Below are 18,343 nucleotides of genomic sequence, written 5' to 3'. Positions count from 1 at the left end.
TTTATAGTATGAGATATCTCCTATTATCTTTACAAGAAGGAATGATACGATTTATGTAAATTTGTTTTTGTAGAAAAGAGGGTGTGATGAATTTATGAAAAAATATAAAACATTGCTATTTGATGTAGATGATACATTATTAGATTTCCAAAAGGCTGAAAAAGTAGCTTTACAGGTGCTTTTTGAAGAGAAGGGAATCCCTTTAACAGAGGAGATAGAGGCTCGTTATAAAAAAATAAATAAAGGTCTTTGGAATGCTTTTGAAAAAGGTGAACTATCACGTAATGAAGTTGTAAATAAACGATTCTCTATGTTGTTTAAAGAGTATGGAGAAGAAGTAGACGGTATATTATTCGAAAATAATTATCGTAGCTACTTAGAAGAAGGAAATCAACTCATGCAAGGTGCGTTTGAATTTATAAATCAAATTCAAGGGGAGTATGAGTTGTATATAGTGACAAATGGTGTTTCTAAGACGCAAGATAAACGTTTGCGTAATGCAGGGTTACATTCATTATTTAAAGGTGTTTTTGTTTCGGAAGATACAGGTTTTCAAAAGCCGATGAAAGAGTATTTTGATTATGTTTTTGAACGGATTCCTAACTTTGCACCTGAAGAAGGGCTGATTATTGGGGATTCATTAAGTGCCGATATTAAAGGTGGATATGTAGCGGGAATTGATACTTGTTGGTTTAATCCAGAAAGGAAATTAAATGATAGTGGGATTATACCGACATATGAAGTGCATAATTTTGAAGAATTATACGCTCTATTAAAACAGTTTGTTTAATGAAAATAGATGATTGGGGTTTATTTTACATGAATCATTTTTTCTAAAGGTCTTTTTCGAGTTAGTATGGAATATATTTCTTTTGTTGCTTTATATGAAATTGTTAATGTTTATTTTAGAACATTCAGAAAAAACTGTTTGACATTAGGAAATTATTGCTATAAAATCAACGGTAATTGCATAGTCTTATCAAGAAAAGGTGGAGGGACAGGCCCGATGAAACCTTGGCAACAGCCGTATAACGGAATTGTGCCAAATCCTGCAGGTAGTAATCCTGAGAGATAAGAAAGAGCCTTTAGAGCGTGTTTTCAAACTGCTCCTTTCTTGTTTTCAGGAAAGGGGCAGTTTTTTATTTTGTATAAAAGAAAGGAGAATGAGAGATGGGAGAATCATGGGGAAAAGGAACGATTTGTGTGCAAGGTGGCTATACGCCAAAGAATGGTGAACCACGTGTTTTACCACTTTATCAAAGTACAACGTATAAATACGATACTTCGGATGATTTAGCAGCCCTATTTAACTTAGAGGCAGAAGGATATATTTATACGCGTATTGGAAACCCTACTCTAGCTGCATTTGAGCAGAAGTTATCAGATTTAGAAGGCGGGGTAGGAGCTGTTGCAACGGCTTCTGGGCAAGCGGCTATTATGCTCGCAGTTTTAAATATTTGTAGTAGTGGAGACCATTTACTTTGCTCTTCAACTGTTTACGGGGGAACGTTTAATTTATTTGGGGTGAGTTTACGTAAGCTTGGCATTGATGTTACGTTCTTTAATCCCAATTTAACGGCAGATGAAATTGCGGCACTTGCTAACGATAAGACGAAGCTCATTTATGCAGAATCATTAGGAAATCCAGCGATGAACGTTTTGAATTTTAAAGAATTTTCAGATGCAGCGAAAGAGTTAGAAGTGCCTTTTATCGTGGATAATACATTAGCAACTCCTTATTTATGCCAAGCATTTGAGCACGGAGCAAATATTATCGTTCATTCTACGACGAAATATATTGATGGTCATGCAAGCTCTTTAGGCGGCATTGTCATTGACGGAGGGAACTTCGATTGGACAAATGGGAAATATCCTGAACTTGTTGAACCGGATCCAAGTTATCACGGCGTAAGTTACGTTCAAAATTTTGGTGCAGCAGCTTATATTGTGAAGGCGCGTGTTCAATTATTAAGGGACTACGGAAACTGTATGAGCCCATTCAATGCGTATATTAGCAATATCGGCTTAGAAACGCTGCATTTAAGAATGGAGCGTCATAGTGAAAATGCTCTCGTAGTTGCTAAGTGGCTTGCTAACCATGAACGTATTGAATGGGTGAATTATCCTGGATTAGATAGCAATGAAAATTACTCGTTAGCACAAACGTATTTGAAAAAAGGTGCTAGTGGTGTTTTAACATTCGGCATTAAGGGCGGATTAGAAGCGGCGAAAGAATTTATCGCAAATGTAAAACTAGCAACTCTTGTAACGCATGTAGCGGATGCACGAACTTGCGTTATACATCCTGCTAGCACAACGCATAGACAATTAAGTGCTGAAGATCAGCGTCTAGCTGGCGTTACATCAGATTTAATTCGTTTATCTGTTGGCATAGAAGATGTTTCTGATATTATTGCAGATTTAGAAGCGGCGCTAGTCGGAGGCAAAGAACATGCCGATCATAATTGATAAAGATTTACCAGCTCGCAAAGTGTTGCAGAAGGAAAATATATTTGTAATGACGAAGGAGCGAGCAGAAACACAAGATATTCGGGCATTGAAAATTGCTATCTTAAATTTAATGCCTACAAAGCAAGAAACAGAAGCGCAATTACTTCGTTTAATTGGCAACACACCGTTGCAATTAGATGTTCATTTGCTTCATATGGAATCACATTTCTCTCGCAATGTAGCGCAGGACCATTTAATGAGCTTTTATAAAACATTTCGTGATATTGAAAATGAAAAATTTGACGGGCTCATTATAACAGGAGCACCAGTTGAAACTCTTTCTTTTGAAGAGGTAGATTATTGGGAAGAGCTTAAACGTATTATGGAGTATTCAAAAACGAATGTAACATCTACGCTCCATATTTGCTGGGGGGCACAGGCTGGCTTGTATTATCATTATGGTGTTCCAAAGTATCCTCTTAAGGAAAAAATGTTCGGTGTATTTGAACATGAAGTTTGCGAGCAACATGTGAAATTGTTACAAGGGTTTGATGAATTGTTTTTTGCTCCCCATTCTCGTCATACAGAAGTACGAGAGAGTGATATTAGAGAGGTGACAGACTTAACATTATTAGCAAATTCTGAGGAAGCGGGTGTTCACCTGGTCATTGGGCAAGAAGGAAGGCAAGTGTTTGCCCTTGGGCATAGTGAATATAGTTGTGATACGTTAAAGCAAGAATACGAACGAGATCGTGACAAGGGATTAAATATTGATGTGCCAAAAAACTATTTTAAACATAATAATCCAGATGAAAAGCCCCTTGTTAGGTGGAGGAGTCATGGGAATTTATTGTTTTCTAATTGGTTGAATTATTACGTGTATCAAGAAACCCCTTATATATTGTAAAGAAAGATTGTGTAACACGTGGCAACGTTTTCCTTGTAAAGATTAACCTTTATTTTTCCGAATGTTCGAAATACATTGTTTTTCAGATTTTTTATTCATATAATTTCATCTAAACACAATTTTTGAGGGGTGGACAGTACTATGAAAGAAATTCAAGTTGGTTTATTAGGTCTTGGGACAGTTGGGAGTGGTGTAGTTCGTATTATTACGGATCATCAAGAAAGACTCATACACCAAGTAGGTTGTCCAGTGAAGGTAACGAAAGTATTAGTGCAAAACATTGAGAAAGAGAGAGAAGTAGAGGTACCTTCTACTCTATTAACACAAGATGCAAATGAAATTTTAGATAATCCAAATATTGATGTTGTCATCGAAGTAATGGGTGGCATTGATGATGCAAAATTATATATTTTACAAGCTTTAAAAAGCGGAAAGCATGTTGTAACTGCAAATAAAGACTTAATGGCATTACATGGAGCTGAATTATTAGCGACAGCAAAAGATAATAAAACTGATCTCTTCTATGAAGCGAGTGTGGCAGGGGGAATTCCAATTCTACGCAGTATTGTAGAAGGACTCTCTTCAGATCTTATTACGAAAGTCATGGGAATTGTAAATGGAACGACAAATTTTATTTTGACGAAAATGTCAGACGAAGGGAGAGCATATAACGACGTGTTAAAAGAAGCCCAACAACTTGGATTTGCAGAAGCAGATCCAACATCAGATGTAGAAGGTTTAGATGCAGCAAGAAAAATGACGATTTTAGCTACTCTCGGTTTCTCTACAAATGTAGAGCTTGGAGATGTGAACGTAAAAGGAATTACCTCTATTACAGAGGAAGATATTGAATACAGTAAGAGCTTAGGTTATACAATTAAATTAATCGGTCTTGCAAAACGAGATGGTGAAAAATTGGAGGTTACGGTTGAACCAACTTTACTTCCAAATACACACCCTCTTGCGGCAGTACAAAATGAATATAACGCTGTGTATGTGTACGGTGAAGCAGTTGGGGAAACGATGTTTTATGGACCAGGGGCAGGAAGTTTACCGACAGCGACAGCTGTTGTTTCGGATTTAGTTGCTGTAATGCAAAATATTAGATTAGGGGTAACAGGAAATAGTGCTGTAGTCCCACAGTATCAAAAAGTATTAAAAGAGCCAGACGAAATAGTCGTGAAAAAGTTTTTAAGACTGCATGTAAAAGACGAAATTGGTGTATTTGCAAAAATTACTTCATTGTTCTCTGAGCGCGGAGTTAGCTTTGAGAAAATTATTCAAATGCCGCTTGAAGAGAAAGGAAAGGCTGAAATTGTAATTGTAACGCATCGTGCGTCTCTTGCTGATTATGATTATATTCTACATACGTTGCAAGGGTATGAAGAAATAGATTGTTTGAAAGCGAACTATCGAATTGAAGGGGATGCTAAGTAGTATCTCTTACCATAAAACAGAAAGAGCCTATTAAGCAGCTTGCTTAATAGGTTCTTTTCTATTTAAAATCTGTGTACCAACTTGAATAAATGCTTGGATAATCCAGCCTGTTGTAAAGGATAAGATGATGGTTCCAAAATAGATAGGTCCATCTAATAAAAAGCTTAAAGTTAAAAATAAAAAGGCTAATGAAATCTCTGTTCTTCTAAACGTCCATTTTTTCTTCTCAGCAACGGTTAAAACGAAAGCTTCTTGAGGCGCTGCGCAAAGGTTTGTAGAGACGTAAAGACCAATTCCAGCTCCAACGAATAGATTTCCGCAAATAAGTGTTATATATTTTGGAAGAGAGCGGATAGCGTCCATAATAGTTATAATGGAACCAATCCAATCAACAAAAAGAGAAATAAGAACCATCGTTACAATTGTACCGATTGTAATTTGTTTTTTATTCCAAAAGAGTACGATAAGTGTAAAGGCAAAGTTAATCATGAAAATCCAAAAACCAATACTTATCCCAAAATTTTGATATAGTGCAATAAAGAAGGAATCATAAGGGCTAAGTCCAAAGGAAGTAATTGTCGTCATCATATTAATACCGATGGCAAGAATGAGTAAACCGCCAATGAAAAATATATATTCTAATTTGAATCGAAGCATAGTTGTATATCCTTTCTAAATGTATTTGCTAGGAAAGGATATATTGTGGAAAGCTTACCAGGTCAAGAGAGAATTTTTGTGAGAAGGGGAAAGTGAGATGACAAATATAAGAAAGATTGCTGAACTTGCTGGAGTATCTGTTTCAACTGTTTCACGTGTACTAAATAATCATCCGTACGTAAATGAACAGAAACGAAAAGAAATTTTAGCGATTATAGAAGAATTAAATTACACGCAAAACGTGAATGCAATTCATTTAGTGAAAGGAAAAACGAATGTAATTGGCGTTTTATTGCCACACGTAAATGATCAATATTATAGCGCTATTATTGAGGGGATATCAAAAGAAACGGCAAAGAATAATTATAATATGATGCTTTGCCAGACAAATTATAGCGAAGAAAGAGAACTAGAAATTTTAAATATGTTAAAAATGAAAAAGCTTGATGGAGTTATTATTTGTTCTCGGGCAAATAGTAAGGAGAAGCTTGAAGAATATACGAAATTCGGCCCGATTGTTATGTGTGAAGAAATAGATTCAAAATGCATTTCAAGTGTCCATATTGATTACTACAAAGTATTTTCACGTGGGATGAAAAGCTTAATAGATGCCGGTCATACAAGTATTGGATATTGTATTGGAAGAAGTAATAGCGTTAATAGCCAAAGACGAAAGAGGGCGTATGAAGATTCGCTTCAACAGAGTATCGTAACACCGTTAGAGACCTGGAAATTTGAGGGGTGTTTTACAGTGGAAGATGGACGCAATGTAATTAGAGAATGGGCTCATATGTCAGTAAAACCGACGGCGTTCCTTGTATCTTGTAACCATATTGCAGCGGGGATGGTTACAGAAGCAAAAAAACAAGGAATTCGTATTCCAGAGGATATTACGATTATTGGGTGTGATGATCAAGAGGTGGCAGATATATTGGGTATAACGACGATTTCGCATTCTAGTAAAAACGTTGGATTGAAAGCGTTTGAATTATTATATGAAAAGATTAATGAAGAGAAATTAGATGTGAAGCATATAGAGTTATTACCAGAGTTAGTAGATAGAGAAACGACATAATTGAGAAGGTGTGAAAATCGCTTTTCAAAATTTCGTTTGGTATAATTATGGACAATCTATGAGGGCTAAAAGGGGTTTTGATATGAGATCAAAAGTAGTAAAAGTAATTCTACTCATTACAATTGCATCTTTCTGTTTATTTGCATATGGCTTTGTTTCAGGTGTAAATGATGTATTAAATCCGAAAGCTTCAAATTTAATTAAAAAGACCGATGTAGTGGCAAAAGAGAAAAAGAAAACGGGAACGTTACAAATCGTTAGTTTAGGTGATTCATTAACGCGTGGCGTTGGTGATAAAGAAGGAATTGGCTATGTTGGGCGAATGAAAGAGGATTTACAAAAAGATTATAAGCAAAAAATTGCATTAACAAATTTAGCAGTTAGTGGTGCAAAAATGCCCGATTTATTAAAACAAATTGAAAGTAATGGCGCTCAATATTCAATTAAGCAAGCAGATGTAATCGTGTTAACGATTGGTGGGAATGATTTGTTCCCAGGCTGGGAATCGCTTGGGAAGATAGATTTAGATACGTATCGTCCTGACACAGAAACGTTTCAAAATGAAGCAAAGAAAATTATAGAAGAAATTCGTAAATTAAATACAGATAGTCCAATTTTTTGGCTTGGTTTATACAATCCTTTTGAAGATGTAGAAGATTTAAAAGGGTCTTCAAACATTGTTGTGGACTGGAATGCATCTTTAGAGAAGTTAGCGCTAAACGATAAAAATGTGTATATTACACCGACATTTGATTTATTCCAAAACCGCGGAAAAGATTTATTATACTCTGATCATTTTCATCCGAACGAAGTAGGTTATACGTATATGGCAGAACGTTTAGTTCAAAATGTTGTAAGTAAATTAAAACTAGAACAAGGAGGGGTAAAATGACGACGATACTTTCCGTACGAGACTTGAAGAAGGTAATTGGAAAGAAGACTCTTGTAGAGGACATTTCCTTTGATGTAAAGCAAGGAGAAGTGTTCGGGTTCTTAGGACCAAATGGTGCTGGAAAGACGACTACCATTCGAATGTTAGTCGGATTGATTACGGCGACAGAAGGTACGATTTCTATCGGTGGTTATTCGATTAAGGACAATTTCAGAGAGGCGATGCGTCAAATTGGGAGTATCGTTGAAAACCCAGAGTTGTATACATATTTAACAGGATGGGAAAATTTAAAGCAATTTGCTCGTATGTTAGGTGATATATCAGATGAACGTATTATTGAAATTGCTGAAATGGTTCATTTAGATGAAAGAATTCATGACAAGGTAAAAACGTACTCACTTGGTATGAAACAACGCCTTGGAATTGCGCAGGCGCTCCTTGGGAATCCAAAATTGCTCATATTAGATGAGCCAACGAATGGTTTAGATCCAGCAGGGATTAGAGAACTTAGGGAATTTATACATAAGCTTGTAAAAGAAGAAAATATGAGCGTGTTTATTTCAAGTCACTTGCTAAGTGAAGTGCAAATGATATGCGATCGCGTTGCTATTATTCATAAAGGAAAGATGATAACAGTTGCCAAGGTTGAAGAATTAATTAAAACAGCAAGTGATCGTGTAGAATGGATTGTTACACCAATTTCTAAGGCGAAAGATATGTTAGAAGCAGCCGAAGAAGTAAGAGAAGTGAGTGTAGAAGGCGAGCGATTATTATGCCGCATGGATATTGCATCTATAAGTAGTTGGAATAAACACTTGGTAGAAAATGAAATAGATGTACATAGTGTTAAGGAGCTTGTATTTACGCTAGAAGATTTATTTATTGAACTCACAAGGGGTGAGCAGCATGCGTGAATTTGCGAATCTAGTTTTAAATGAATCAGAAAAGATTTACCGTAAGAAACGTATTTTTGTTGTTATGCTTATTTTAGCAATCTTAATCCCGCTTTTTGTGTATGCGCAGTATCGCGAAATAGAAACGACACAAAAAAGACTCGGTACAACTGATTGGAAGGTTTCATTGCAACAGCAAATTGTTGATTCTCAGAACCGGTTGAATAATTCTAGATTGCCAGAAGAATGGCGTGATTGGTTAAAGGTAAGAGTTGAACAACAACAATATTATTTAGATCATGATATTAATCCGATGGCGCCAGGTGCACCGACTTTTGTCAGAGCATTTATTGAACAAGGAATTACATTGTTTATTCCGCTTCTCGTAATGATTGTCGCCATTGATATCGTTTCTGGAGAACGAAGTGATGGGACGATGAAGATGTTACTTACGCGGCCGATTCGGCGCTGGAAAATACTCCTTAGTAAATACGTGACGATGTTATTTTTCATTTCGCTCATACTGCTCCTTGTAAGTTTGTTTGCTTACATATTATCAGGGCTTGTATTTGGATACTCGGGATGGAATTTACCTGTTTTAACAGGATTCGTCATTGATAAGGAAACGTTAAATACGAACTTTGTGCACCTTATTCCGCAGTGGCAATACATCTTAATGGCGTATGGACTAGCCTGGTTTGTTGCTATCGTTGTCGGAACTATATCATTTATGGTCTCTGTTTTAATTCGTAATACACCAGCTGGTATGGGCGTTATGCTAGCTGCATTAATTGCAGGCGGTATCTTAAGCTCATTCGCAACATCTTGGGAAGGCGCGAAATATATTTTTAGCGTGAATTTATCATTAACGGATTATTTATCAGGAAAATTACCTGCATTACAAGGCTTATCAATGGGATTTTCTTTGATGAATTTAACTGTTTGGGCAGTTGTTTCTCTTATTATTTCGTTCTTAGTATTTACAAAACAGGATATGTTGAATTAATTGGACAGGAAGTGAAAGCATGGAAAATGTTTTAAGAAATGATTGGGGACCATTACTGGCACCAGAATTTGAGAAAGAGTATTATCTTACTCTATCCAGTTTTTTGACAGAAGAATACAGCACGCATGTTGTTTATCCGAAGGTGGAAGATATTTTTAACGCTCTTCAGTATACAAGTTATGAAAATACAAAGGTTGTTATTTTAGGACAAGATCCGTATCATGGACCGAATCAAGCGCATGGTTTAAGCTTTTCTGTACAACCTGGTGTTAAAACACCACCATCATTGTTAAACATGTATAAAGAGCTTCGAGATGAATATGGTTATGAAATTCCGAATAACGGTTATTTAGTAAAATGGGCGGAGCAAGGAGTATTACTACTAAATACCGTATTAACAGTTCGTCAAAGTGAAGCAAATTCTCATAAGGGAAAAGGATGGGAGCACTTCACAGATCGTGTGATTCAACTGTTGAATGAACGTGAAAAGCCAGTTATTTTCATATTGTGGGGGCGCCATGCGCAGGCGAAGAAGAAGTTAATTACGAATCCGAATCATCATATTATCGAGTCTGTACATCCAAGTCCATTATCAGCAAGACGTGGTTTCTTTGGTAGTAAGCCATACTCTAAAGTAAATACGATTTTAGCTAATATGGGCGAAAGAGAAATTGATTGGGAAATTCCAAATTTATAAATAGAAAAGGTAGTTAACAGTCGTTAACTACCTTTTTATTATTATTGCTCGTTCTTTAATTTTGCATCTAGTACAAAAGTACCAAATGGGATAACTGATGAAACGAATGCTCCAAGTGCCCATAAAATTGATTTACGGTGTACGATTGTTACTTGAATTACTGCAAAGATGAATAGAATAAATAGAACACCATGAGCCATGCCTGTAATTTTAACAGCTGTTGCAAATCCTGCGAAATATTTCAATGGCATTGCTACAAATAATAGTAATAGGAAAGAAATACCCTCAACTAGTCCAATTGCTCTTAATCGTCCGATTGGTGTAGATAACATAAAGTAGCCTCCTTTAACGTATGCTTGTATATAGTAAATTTGTATTCTTTTTCAAAATAAAATAGTCTATTTTGTTTCATTATATACAAAAAGAAAGTTTACACTACGAGAATAGTGCAAAGTTCAAAATATAGTCACAAAAGCATGAGAATTTAAATAAAAACCTATTTGAAGTATTTGACTTCAAATAGGTTTTGTGAATGAAAATATTAAACAAGTACATCCGTTTTTAAAACAAATTTCTCTACAACTTTTGCAACACCATCGTTCATATTTGTATCTGTTACGTAATTTGCAATTTCTTTAATATCATCAGGTGCATTGCCCATTGCAACGCCAAGACCAGCAAATTCAATCATTGCTTGGTCGTTATAGCTATCGCCCATTGCGATAACTTCTTCACGCTTAATGCCAAGCTTTTGAATCAGTTTGTTTAAGCTCGTTCCTTTTGTAACACCGGCTTCAGTAAATTCTAAGAAGAATGGTTTCGAACGCATCACGCTTAATTGGCCTTCTAGTTGTTTTTGTAGTTTCTTTTCAACTTCAACAAGGCGTTCAGCTTCTTTATTCATTAATACTTTTACTACAGGCTCTTTAACTGCGGCTTTAAAGTCATCTACTACAACAATTGGCATACCAGTAATATCGCCCTCAATTTCAGTATAAGGATTATTTTCTTCCGTTACGATATCATCGCCCATATAAGTATGAATCCATACATCTTCAGTTTTACTAATTTCAAATAGGTTGTGAACGATTTCAGGAGATAGTGTACTACTAAAGATTTCTTCGTTTGTTTTACAGTTAATAATTTTTGCGCCATTAAAAGATAGAATGAAACTGCCGTATTCTTCTAAGCGAAGTTCTTTGGCTACATTGCGCATACCAAACGTTGGACGTCCAGAAGCAAGTACAACCTTTACCCCTTGCTCTTGTGCAGTCATTAACGCTTCTTTCGTACGAGGTGAAATAGTATGGTCATCACGTAATAAAGTATCATCTAAATCTAAAACAATCATTTTATAAGTCATATAGAAAATTCCTTTCTTTAATTGAAATCAAAATACATGTTCATGAAGATGTTGAGGAATAATAGTAAGACATCAAACCTCTTTGAAAAGAAGTAGATAAATCATTATGAGTGTGTTGCTCATAATATCGGTTAATAATCATTGGGGATGGATAAAACCCCAATGATTCAAGTTTGATTTTATCGTAACAACTCTAAAGGTAGAGTGCAATAATGGAAGTTTTCCAATTTACGATATTTGTTTTGCTGTGGAACGAGAAAATAGTATTTCTAGCAAAATGGCCATTACAGATCCAAGAACGAGACCGTTACTTAAAAACGATGCTAGAAATGGTGGAAGTGTGGAATATGCTCCTGCTGGAACAAACATAACTCCGACTCCTGTGAAGATTGAAAGACCGGCTACTTTAAATAATCGTTCTTTATCCTGGACAGTTTCGTATTCTCGAAAGGCAAGGCCAATCATGCTTGCGAATACAGGATAAATAGCGGCATAACCAACTGCAACAGGGATTGCTGCAAAGAATGAAGTGATCTTTGGAAATATACTAACGACAATAATAAAGCTTGACCCTAATATAAACGGGAGACGTTTATAAATATTAGTCGTTGCAATAAAACCTGCTGATCCAGAAATAGCGACAGGCCCAATAGCTGAAAATAGGCCGCCTAGCAATTGGTTGATTCCTGTTATAATGCCAGCTTGTTTAAAACGATCTGGTGCTGCATTCTTTTCATACTTAGAGACAATCCTTTGCACAACACGAATACTTGCTAACATATTTGTTAGAAGTAATAGTGTAACGAAAACGACCGTAATTGCCATGTTCCATTCAATACGAGGCATTCCGAAAACAAATAGAGACGGAAAACGGATTATATCTGTCACAGGCGTTACTGGATTTGATAACCCGAAGCATGCGAATAATATCCAGCCGCATACGATACTGAAAAGAACAGAATATTGTCCAATAATAGGTAGCTTCATGATGAAAAAGGATAGTAAAATAACAATGAGTGAAAGAATAAATACGTTAGGTTGTACTTCTGTATGTTTTCCATCAAGGCCAAACATTCCCTTTAAGAAGGAGCCACTAAGCTGCGCAACAAGAAGAAATAAATATGTTCCAATGACTGTCGGTGTAAAATAGCGAACGAGTTTATCAATAAGTCCAAAAGCGCTAAGAATAATGCAAATAATACCGCTTAATAGGAAAGCATATTGAAGAACTTTAAGTGTCTCATTGTTTGATCCAAATAATACGACGCCTAAACTTGCGTAAAGGGAGAAAATTCCCCACCAAAGTCCAGCAGGACCTTCTTGAATAGGAAGTTTATGCCCAAATATAGCTTGCAAGAGACCAGCAAAGCCTAGAACAAATAATGTTCTTTGTACGAATGCGATAGCTTCAGCGCCATCAAGACCATAACTAGTTGCGACACTAATTGGTACAATAAGGCTTCCAGCTAAAATAAATAGTGCCCATTGTAAGGCGGAAAGAAATGTCTTCATTATATCAACCTCTTTCATAGATTCCGTATCTAGTATATACGTATTTTATTTCCACTGGCAAAGATTGTAGATAGAGAAAAGAGTTGAAATACGGTATGAATGCACGTAAGCAATTATGGATCGCAGTTATATGTATGACTTTTGTTGTAATTCTAGGAACGATAGGATTTATGACAATTGAAGAGATTAGTTTGTTTCAAGCATTTTGGATGACGATGATTACTGTATTGACTGTTGGATACGGAGATGCTGTTCCTGTAACGCAAGCGGGGAAAGTATTTGCGCTCCTTATTATTCCTGTTGGCGTAGGTATTGTTACGTATGCAATTGGGGTAGTGGCAGCTATGATTATTGAAGGGAATTTATTTCATGCAGTGCGGAGGAAGAAGATGGATAAACAAATAGCGCAGTTGAAAAATCATATTATAGTATGTGGTTGCGGTAGAGTGGGGCTTCAAGTTGTACATGAATTGCAAGAAAAGAAAATTCCATTTGTTGTTGTCGATAAAGATGAAAGTGTATTAGAGAAGGGAAAGCTTTTGTATATACATGGAGATGCGACGGAGGATCAAGTTTTACATCATGCTGGAATTTCAAAAGCGGCTGGTTTAGTTGCTATCGTAGCAAATGATGCTGAAAATGTATTTATTACATTAACAGCAAGAGGATTAAACGATGCAATTAAAATTGTGGCGAGATCTGAAAAGCCAGAAACTGAAGAGAAATTAAGGCGTGCGGGTGCAAATAAAGTTATTAATCCATCCAGTATGGCAGGAATTCATATTGCAAAAGGTATTGCGAATCCATTAACAGTTCATTATATTGATACAGTGCTGTATGGGATAGAACAGTCATTTGTCATTGAAGAAATTTTAGTTGGAAAAGATTCAATATTAGTTGGTAAATCGTTACTAGAGAGTGATGTGAGGAATCAGTTTGATGTAACGATATTAGCGATTTTGAGAAATGGGGATATTATACATAATCCAACGGGGCAGGAAAAACTGCAAGAACATGATATGATAATAGTATTTGGTTTAGTAGAGAAGCTGAAGCAATTTGAGAAAGAACTACAAAGTACGAGGTGATAAGGAATGCAAATATCGAGCGATAAGATTTTAAATAAAATGGCGAATGAAATTGCAAAGGCAAAAAGTAGTGAAGGACAAAAATCAAAAGATCATTTATTAGTTGTGCGTGCTTTATGCGATTTACTATTAGATGAACAGGTTGAATCTTCTACGTATAGGGAGCCGCAAATTCAATCGCAAGTAATTGGATCGCAGCCTATAAAGACAGTTCAACCAGTTATGCCAGTTTCTGGAGAACCTGTGTATATTAAAGAAGAAGGTGCAAATGGTAATTCTTTATTTGATTTTTAAGGATTAAATCGTTTGGCTTATATGAAAAAATTGCTTATGATAAAAGTAAAAAAGGGGAATTAAGATGAAAATTTTCTTTTTACTAGGTTGTATTGCAGCGGGGCTATCTGTTGCGTTAGGAGCCTTTGGAGCACACGGTTTAGAAAATAAAATTTCTGCGAAAATGTTAGAAGTTTGGAAAACAGGTGTTACATATCAAATGTTTCATGCAGGTGGACTATTCGTAGTTGCTTTATTGATGGATAAGGTTCAATCATCACTTTTAACTACTGCTGGTTGGCTTATGGTAGCTGGGATTATTATGTTTTCAGGCAGTTTGTATGCATTAAGTACGACAGGTATTAAGTTCTTTGGCCCAATTACACCTCTTGGTGGCGTAGCGTTTATTGTAGCATGGATTTTAGTCGGAACTGCAGTTGTAAAAGGTTTATAAAAAAACAAAAGCTGGCATATGCCAGCTTTTTTTATGGTCTTGGAGCATAAGTTGCTTGTTGACTAGGTAAGTACGTAATTTCTTCGGGGAATTCCACATAATCTAAGTAAATCATTAATAGTAAAAAACGTTTCCCTGATTGTGGCTCACTAATTACAATATGATCGCGACCAGCTGCTTCGATAATACCTGTATACGATTGGGTACCGAGTGAGCTACCACGTTCATAAGTCATTACAACCGTAGCTTGCTTACCCTTGTTTAAACGAAGGATATTTTCAATATAGGATTGTTCTAATGGTAACATGCCTTGAGAAACGGCATATTGAGCTTGCGCCGCTTGTTGTTGCATTGCTTGCTGTTGTTGCTGTTGTTGTGGAGTCATTTGCTGCGGTTGTACATAAGTTCCAGATGGTTGATAAAATCCAGTTCCGTAATACGGGTTTTGTTGCTGTGCCATTCAAAAATCCCTCCTTATTATCAATCCTTAATAAACGCTAGGACAATCTTCGCCAGATGGCTGGAAGAAGCAGTGCTTTTTGAAGCGACCAGAGTTTTGTTGATTATACCAAGTTGACGGACAAGGGCCTTCAGGTCTAAAAAACCATAAGGAAAAATTTGCAGGCCAAAAGCGTTGTCCCTGAATCGTTCGCCTTGCTAAAGCAATATCTTGTTCCCTTGCACGTTGATAAAAATACCCTTTTTGTGTTGCCTCAAAACCACCAGGATTTTGATACACCATTTGACGTAAATTACGTATTTTTTTAAAATCTAAACAATTTCCACGGACACGATTTACCCCAACGTTCCCGACCATCAACATCCCCTGTTGTCCTTCTCCTTCGGCTTCAGCACGCATCAGTCTAGCTAATAACTTTACATCTTCTTCGTTATAAGCAATAACGCCCATTATGTGTCACCTCTCTTTTTGGAATACCTTGTGGAAAGAGGTTTATCCCGCATTAACGGGCAGTAAGACTCCCACCTTAAAATTGGGCTGGAGCAAAGAAGGTGGGTGGGAGATCAAACTGCCCGTAAAAGCCCGATTAGTTCAACTAATAATCAGTGGGGATGAACAAAACCCCCACTGATTAAAGTTTCACTTTATCTCTAGATGAAGTGTGTAACAATTACTAGTTCATACGTATGAGGAAAAGGACTCAGATATGACAACCAAACGAAGTTTTACATGGAGAGAAGAAAATAAAAAAAGCTAGCGTGAGCTAGCTTTTCATCATTATTAAAATACTTTAGACCATAAGTTTGAGAAGAAATCTCCAATAGAGCGCATTGATAATACAAACCAATTTGCTTTTTCAACTTCTTCTGTCGTTTTTGCAGTAGCTTTCATACTTTTACTACCGTCTAAGAAACCATATTTATCAGTTGATTCTAAAGTAATTGAGCCTACTTTGGTATCTTTCTTAACAGGAGCAACTAAATGTCCATCTTCAGCAAGGGATTTATCTAATTCAGTCCCAATTTTATAAGGCTCTTTGCTACCTTTTTTCGCAATTACTGTTATTTCTTTTTCGGGTGCAACAGTTACTTGGTCTTCTTTCCCTTTTACTACAGAGATTGTATTGTTTTTATTAACTTTTAATTTTTGTTTTTCAAAGTTATTAAATCCATGTTCGATTAATTCACGAGATTCTGTGAAGCGTTCATCCATTGATTTTGTTTTAATAATAACCGAGATAAGACGAACATCACCACGTTTCGCTGTAATAGTGAACCCATATCCAGCGGTATCAGAACTACCAGTTTTTAAACCGTCCGTTCCATCATAAGAGAAGGCAGCGCCTGGTAACATCCAGTTCCAGTTTTCCATACGAATTGGTTTTGGATGATTGTCTGGGAAGTTTCTAAATCTTTGTTTTGTATCCTCTAGCATTTCTGGATACTTTGTAATAATCGTTTTTGCAAGAATACCCATATCGCGAGCTGACATGGAGTTTTCTCCGGTCGGATCTGTTCCTTCAGGATGTTTTCCTTTTAAATCAGCATTATTTAACCCGGTAGAGTTTACAAATTTATATTTCTTTAACCCTAGCTTTTTTGCATGTTCATTTGCAAGATTTAAGAAGTTTTTCTCACTTCCTGCAAGAAGTTCTGCTAAAGCAATACTAGATCCATTTGCAGAGAATATAACAATAGAATGATATAATTCTCTTACAGTATATTGACGTCCTTTTTCGAACGGTACATTAGAGAATTCATTATTACGAGAGACTTCATAAGCGTAATCAGAAATATTTACTTTCGTATCCCAAGTGATTTTTCCTTCTTTAATTGCTTCTAAAACAGCGTAAACAACAATTAATTTTGACATACTAGCAATAGCTAGCAATTCATCTGGATTTTGCTCGTGAAGTATTTTTCCTGTATCTGCATCAAATAAAAGTGCAGCAGCAGCCTCAATATGTATTTTTTCTTCCGCATGGGATGTTGTTACTCCTAAGGAAGAAATTGACAATACAAGCAATGGTAAAATAGACAAGATTTTTTTCATATAGATTATCACCTTCGCATCGTTATTTAGCATATAGCTCGTATCATTTTAGCATAAATTTGGATATAGAAAGGTTACAATTTTGTAAGGTATTTGAAAGAGATTTGTCGATTTTTGTTCAAATTTGCGGAGAAAAGCAGTTTTTTGAGGAGAAATATGGAGGGTAATAAAAAAAGGAACGAATTTCGTTCCTTTTTTTACGATTTTATATGTGTAAAAATTTCTCTACCTTGTCGTCTGGTAAAATGTTTCCAACGAAAAATGTTCCGAATTCACCATAACGAGCACTTACTTCATCGAAGCGCATTTCATATATAAGTTTTTTAAATTGAAGAACATCGTCAGCGAATAATGTTACGCCCCACTCAAAATCGTCGAATCCAACTGACCCTGAAATAACTTGGCGTACTTTACCTGCGTATTGACGACCAATTTTACTATGACTGTACATCATTTTTTTACGCTCTTCCATAGGAAGCATGTACCAGTTGTCATCACCTTGGCGACGCTTATCCATTGGATAGAAGCAAATGTGATTTGCTTTTGGTAGTTCTGGATATAAGCGAGCTAAGATTTGTGGGTTTTGATATGGATCTTCATCAGCTGGAAGGTAGTTGCTTAGTTCAACAACAGATACGTAAGAGTATGCAGGAACCATATATTCAGCTAATGTTGTTTTATTCAATTCTGTCTCAATTTCATTTAACTCTTCCATTGTTGGACGTAAAATCATAAGCATAATATCAGCTTTTTGGCCAACAACTGTATACATTGCATGACTACCTTTTTTCGCAGTAGATACTTCGTTCCATTTTTCAACGACATTTAAAAATTCAGACACAGCTTGTCCGCGTTCGTCGCTAGATAATGTTTTCCATGCAGCCCAATCAATAGAACGTAAATCATGTAAACAATACCAGCCATCTAACGTTGTTGTTGCTTCACTCATTCTATTCACCTCAGTTAATGATAGTTTTACACGTTAACTATAGCATATATAGTTTTAAAATCATCTATATAAAGCTTTGGCGCATAAAATTGTCACATTTAAATTTACTTGAAAATAGGAGGAGATAAGGATTAAAGGGGATTTATTTTTAGGCTGAATTTTATGAAAATATAATCA

Annotated in this window: 20 protein-coding genes and 1 riboswitch; of the genes, 12 read left to right on the top strand and 8 right to left on the bottom strand. The window is 36.0% G+C overall.

Features of this window, described 5'->3' with window-relative positions; translation table 11 throughout:
* Window positions 1–94 precede the first annotated feature (94 nt).
* The 4 genes from DOS87_RS29240 (at window position 95) to DOS87_RS29225 (ending at window position 4,795) form a co-directional block, all read left to right on the top strand.
* The gene (locus DOS87_RS29240) at window positions 95–790 is read left to right on the top strand and encodes a YjjG family noncanonical pyrimidine nucleotidase (RefSeq protein ID WP_000760177.1); all 696 of its coding nucleotides are present in this window, start codon (window positions 95–97) and stop codon (window positions 788–790) included.
* Between the two features lie 183 nt (window positions 791–973).
* Window positions 974–1,078, top strand: a riboswitch (SAM riboswitch).
* Window positions 1,079–1,170: 92 nt separating this feature from the next.
* The gene (locus DOS87_RS29235) at window positions 1,171–2,469 is read left to right on the top strand and encodes a bifunctional O-acetylhomoserine aminocarboxypropyltransferase/cysteine synthase (protein ID WP_000504772.1); all 1,299 of its coding nucleotides are present in this window, start codon (window positions 1,171–1,173) and stop codon (window positions 2,467–2,469) included.
* Complete coding sequence (gene metA, locus DOS87_RS29230) at window positions 2,453–3,358, top strand: homoserine O-acetyltransferase MetA (RefSeq protein WP_001121542.1); 906 nt, start codon at window positions 2,453–2,455, stop codon at window positions 3,356–3,358. Before DOS87_RS29235 ends, metA begins: the two co-directional genes overlap by 17 nt.
* 141 nt (window positions 3,359–3,499) lie before the next feature.
* Window positions 3,500–4,795, top strand: a complete 1,296-nt coding sequence (locus tag DOS87_RS29225; RefSeq protein WP_000659105.1) for a homoserine dehydrogenase — start codon at window positions 3,500–3,502, stop codon at window positions 4,793–4,795.
* Window positions 4,796–4,825: 30 nt separating this feature from the next.
* Here DOS87_RS29225 and DOS87_RS29220 read toward each other — a convergent pair whose 3' ends face one another.
* Window positions 4,826–5,452 carry a YczE/YyaS/YitT family protein gene (locus tag DOS87_RS29220; protein WP_000943409.1) on the bottom strand — a complete coding sequence of 209 codons (627 nt, stop codon included), beginning with the start codon at window positions 5,450–5,452 and terminating at the stop codon, window positions 4,826–4,828.
* Between the two features lie 97 nt (window positions 5,453–5,549).
* Here DOS87_RS29220 and DOS87_RS29215 point away from each other — a divergent pair, with 97 nt between their 5' ends.
* Genes DOS87_RS29215 through DOS87_RS29195 form a run of 5 tightly spaced genes read left to right on the top strand, consistent with a single transcriptional unit; the run spans window position 5,550 to window position 10,015 of the window.
* Window positions 5,550–6,527 carry a LacI family DNA-binding transcriptional regulator gene (locus DOS87_RS29215; RefSeq protein ID WP_000181963.1) on the top strand — a complete coding sequence of 326 codons (978 nt, stop codon included), beginning with the start codon at window positions 5,550–5,552 and terminating at the stop codon, window positions 6,525–6,527.
* Between the two features lie 10 nt (window positions 6,528–6,537).
* Window positions 6,538–7,419, top strand: a complete 882-nt coding sequence (locus DOS87_RS29210) for an SGNH/GDSL hydrolase family protein (RefSeq protein WP_002083539.1) — start codon at window positions 6,538–6,540, stop codon at window positions 7,417–7,419.
* Complete coding sequence (locus DOS87_RS29205; RefSeq protein ID WP_000207706.1) at window positions 7,416–8,333, top strand: ABC transporter ATP-binding protein; 918 nt, start codon at window positions 7,416–7,418, stop codon at window positions 8,331–8,333. Before DOS87_RS29210 ends, DOS87_RS29205 begins: the two co-directional genes overlap by 4 nt.
* The gene (locus DOS87_RS29200; RefSeq protein WP_098577938.1) at window positions 8,326–9,318 is read left to right on the top strand and encodes an ABC transporter permease subunit; all 993 of its coding nucleotides are present in this window, start codon (window positions 8,326–8,328) and stop codon (window positions 9,316–9,318) included. Before DOS87_RS29205 ends, DOS87_RS29200 begins: the two co-directional genes overlap by 8 nt.
* A 19-nt stretch (window positions 9,319–9,337) precedes the next feature.
* Window positions 9,338–10,015 carry a uracil-DNA glycosylase gene (locus tag DOS87_RS29195; RefSeq protein ID WP_000432545.1) on the top strand — a complete coding sequence of 226 codons (678 nt, stop codon included), beginning with the start codon at window positions 9,338–9,340 and terminating at the stop codon, window positions 10,013–10,015.
* 41 nt (window positions 10,016–10,056) lie between these two features.
* Here the strand turns inward: DOS87_RS29195 and DOS87_RS29190 are convergent, their stop codons facing one another.
* From DOS87_RS29190 to DOS87_RS29180, 3 genes are all read right to left on the bottom strand, one after another.
* Window positions 10,057–10,347: a DUF3817 domain-containing protein gene (locus DOS87_RS29190; protein ID WP_000953395.1), complete on the bottom strand. Its 291-nt coding sequence runs from the start codon at window positions 10,345–10,347 to the stop codon at window positions 10,057–10,059.
* Between the two features lie 209 nt (window positions 10,348–10,556).
* The gene (locus tag DOS87_RS29185; RefSeq protein ID WP_000221382.1) at window positions 10,557–11,378 is read right to left on the bottom strand and encodes a Cof-type HAD-IIB family hydrolase; all 822 of its coding nucleotides are present in this window, start codon (window positions 11,376–11,378) and stop codon (window positions 10,557–10,559) included.
* Between the two features lie 228 nt (window positions 11,379–11,606).
* Window positions 11,607–12,890 carry a purine/pyrimidine permease gene (locus DOS87_RS29180; protein WP_000847020.1) on the bottom strand — a complete coding sequence of 428 codons (1,284 nt, stop codon included), beginning with the start codon at window positions 12,888–12,890 and terminating at the stop codon, window positions 11,607–11,609.
* A 95-nt stretch (window positions 12,891–12,985) separates the two neighbouring features.
* Here DOS87_RS29180 and DOS87_RS29175 point away from each other — a divergent pair, with 95 nt between their 5' ends.
* The 3 genes from DOS87_RS29175 (at window position 12,986) to DOS87_RS29165 (ending at window position 14,705) form a co-directional block, all read left to right on the top strand.
* Complete coding sequence (locus DOS87_RS29175; protein WP_000993978.1) at window positions 12,986–13,978, top strand: potassium channel family protein; 993 nt, start codon at window positions 12,986–12,988, stop codon at window positions 13,976–13,978.
* Window positions 13,979–13,984: 6 nt separating this feature from the next.
* A complete protein-coding gene (locus tag DOS87_RS29170; protein ID WP_001167339.1) occupies window positions 13,985–14,272 on the top strand; it encodes a YwdI family protein in 288 nt (95 codons plus the stop codon).
* Between the two features lie 64 nt (window positions 14,273–14,336).
* On the top strand, window positions 14,337–14,705 hold the full coding sequence (locus DOS87_RS29165) for a DUF423 domain-containing protein (protein ID WP_000688315.1): 369 nt from the start codon (window positions 14,337–14,339) through the stop codon (window positions 14,703–14,705).
* Window positions 14,706–14,736: 31 nt separating this feature from the next.
* Here the strand turns inward: DOS87_RS29165 and gerQ are convergent, their stop codons facing one another.
* The 4 genes from gerQ to hemQ form a co-directional block, all read right to left on the bottom strand.
* Window positions 14,737–15,165 (bottom strand): spore coat protein GerQ, encoded by a 429-nt coding sequence (gene gerQ, locus DOS87_RS29160; protein WP_000068647.1) that lies wholly within the window; start codon window positions 15,163–15,165, stop codon window positions 14,737–14,739.
* A gap of 27 nt (window positions 15,166–15,192) precedes the next feature.
* On the bottom strand, window positions 15,193–15,615 hold the full coding sequence (cwlJ, locus tag DOS87_RS29155; protein ID WP_000538164.1) for a cell wall hydrolase CwlJ: 423 nt from the start codon (window positions 15,613–15,615) through the stop codon (window positions 15,193–15,195).
* A 330-nt stretch (window positions 15,616–15,945) separates the two neighbouring features.
* On the bottom strand, window positions 15,946–17,217 hold the full coding sequence (locus DOS87_RS29150) for a serine hydrolase (protein ID WP_208730169.1): 1,272 nt from the start codon (window positions 17,215–17,217) through the stop codon (window positions 15,946–15,948).
* 205 nt (window positions 17,218–17,422) lie between these two features.
* The gene (hemQ, locus tag DOS87_RS29145; RefSeq protein ID WP_001287601.1) at window positions 17,423–18,166 is read right to left on the bottom strand and encodes a hydrogen peroxide-dependent heme synthase; all 744 of its coding nucleotides are present in this window, start codon (window positions 18,164–18,166) and stop codon (window positions 17,423–17,425) included.
* Between the last annotated feature and the right edge of the window lie 177 nt (window positions 18,167–18,343).

This window comes from Bacillus sp. CR71 (genome assembly GCF_003429245.1).
Taxonomy (GTDB): Bacteria; Bacillota; Bacilli; order Bacillales; family Bacillaceae_G; genus Bacillus_A; species Bacillus_A thuringiensis_S.
Note: the sequence above shows the minus strand (reverse complement) of the source record. Positions and strands in the feature narration are given on the sequence as shown.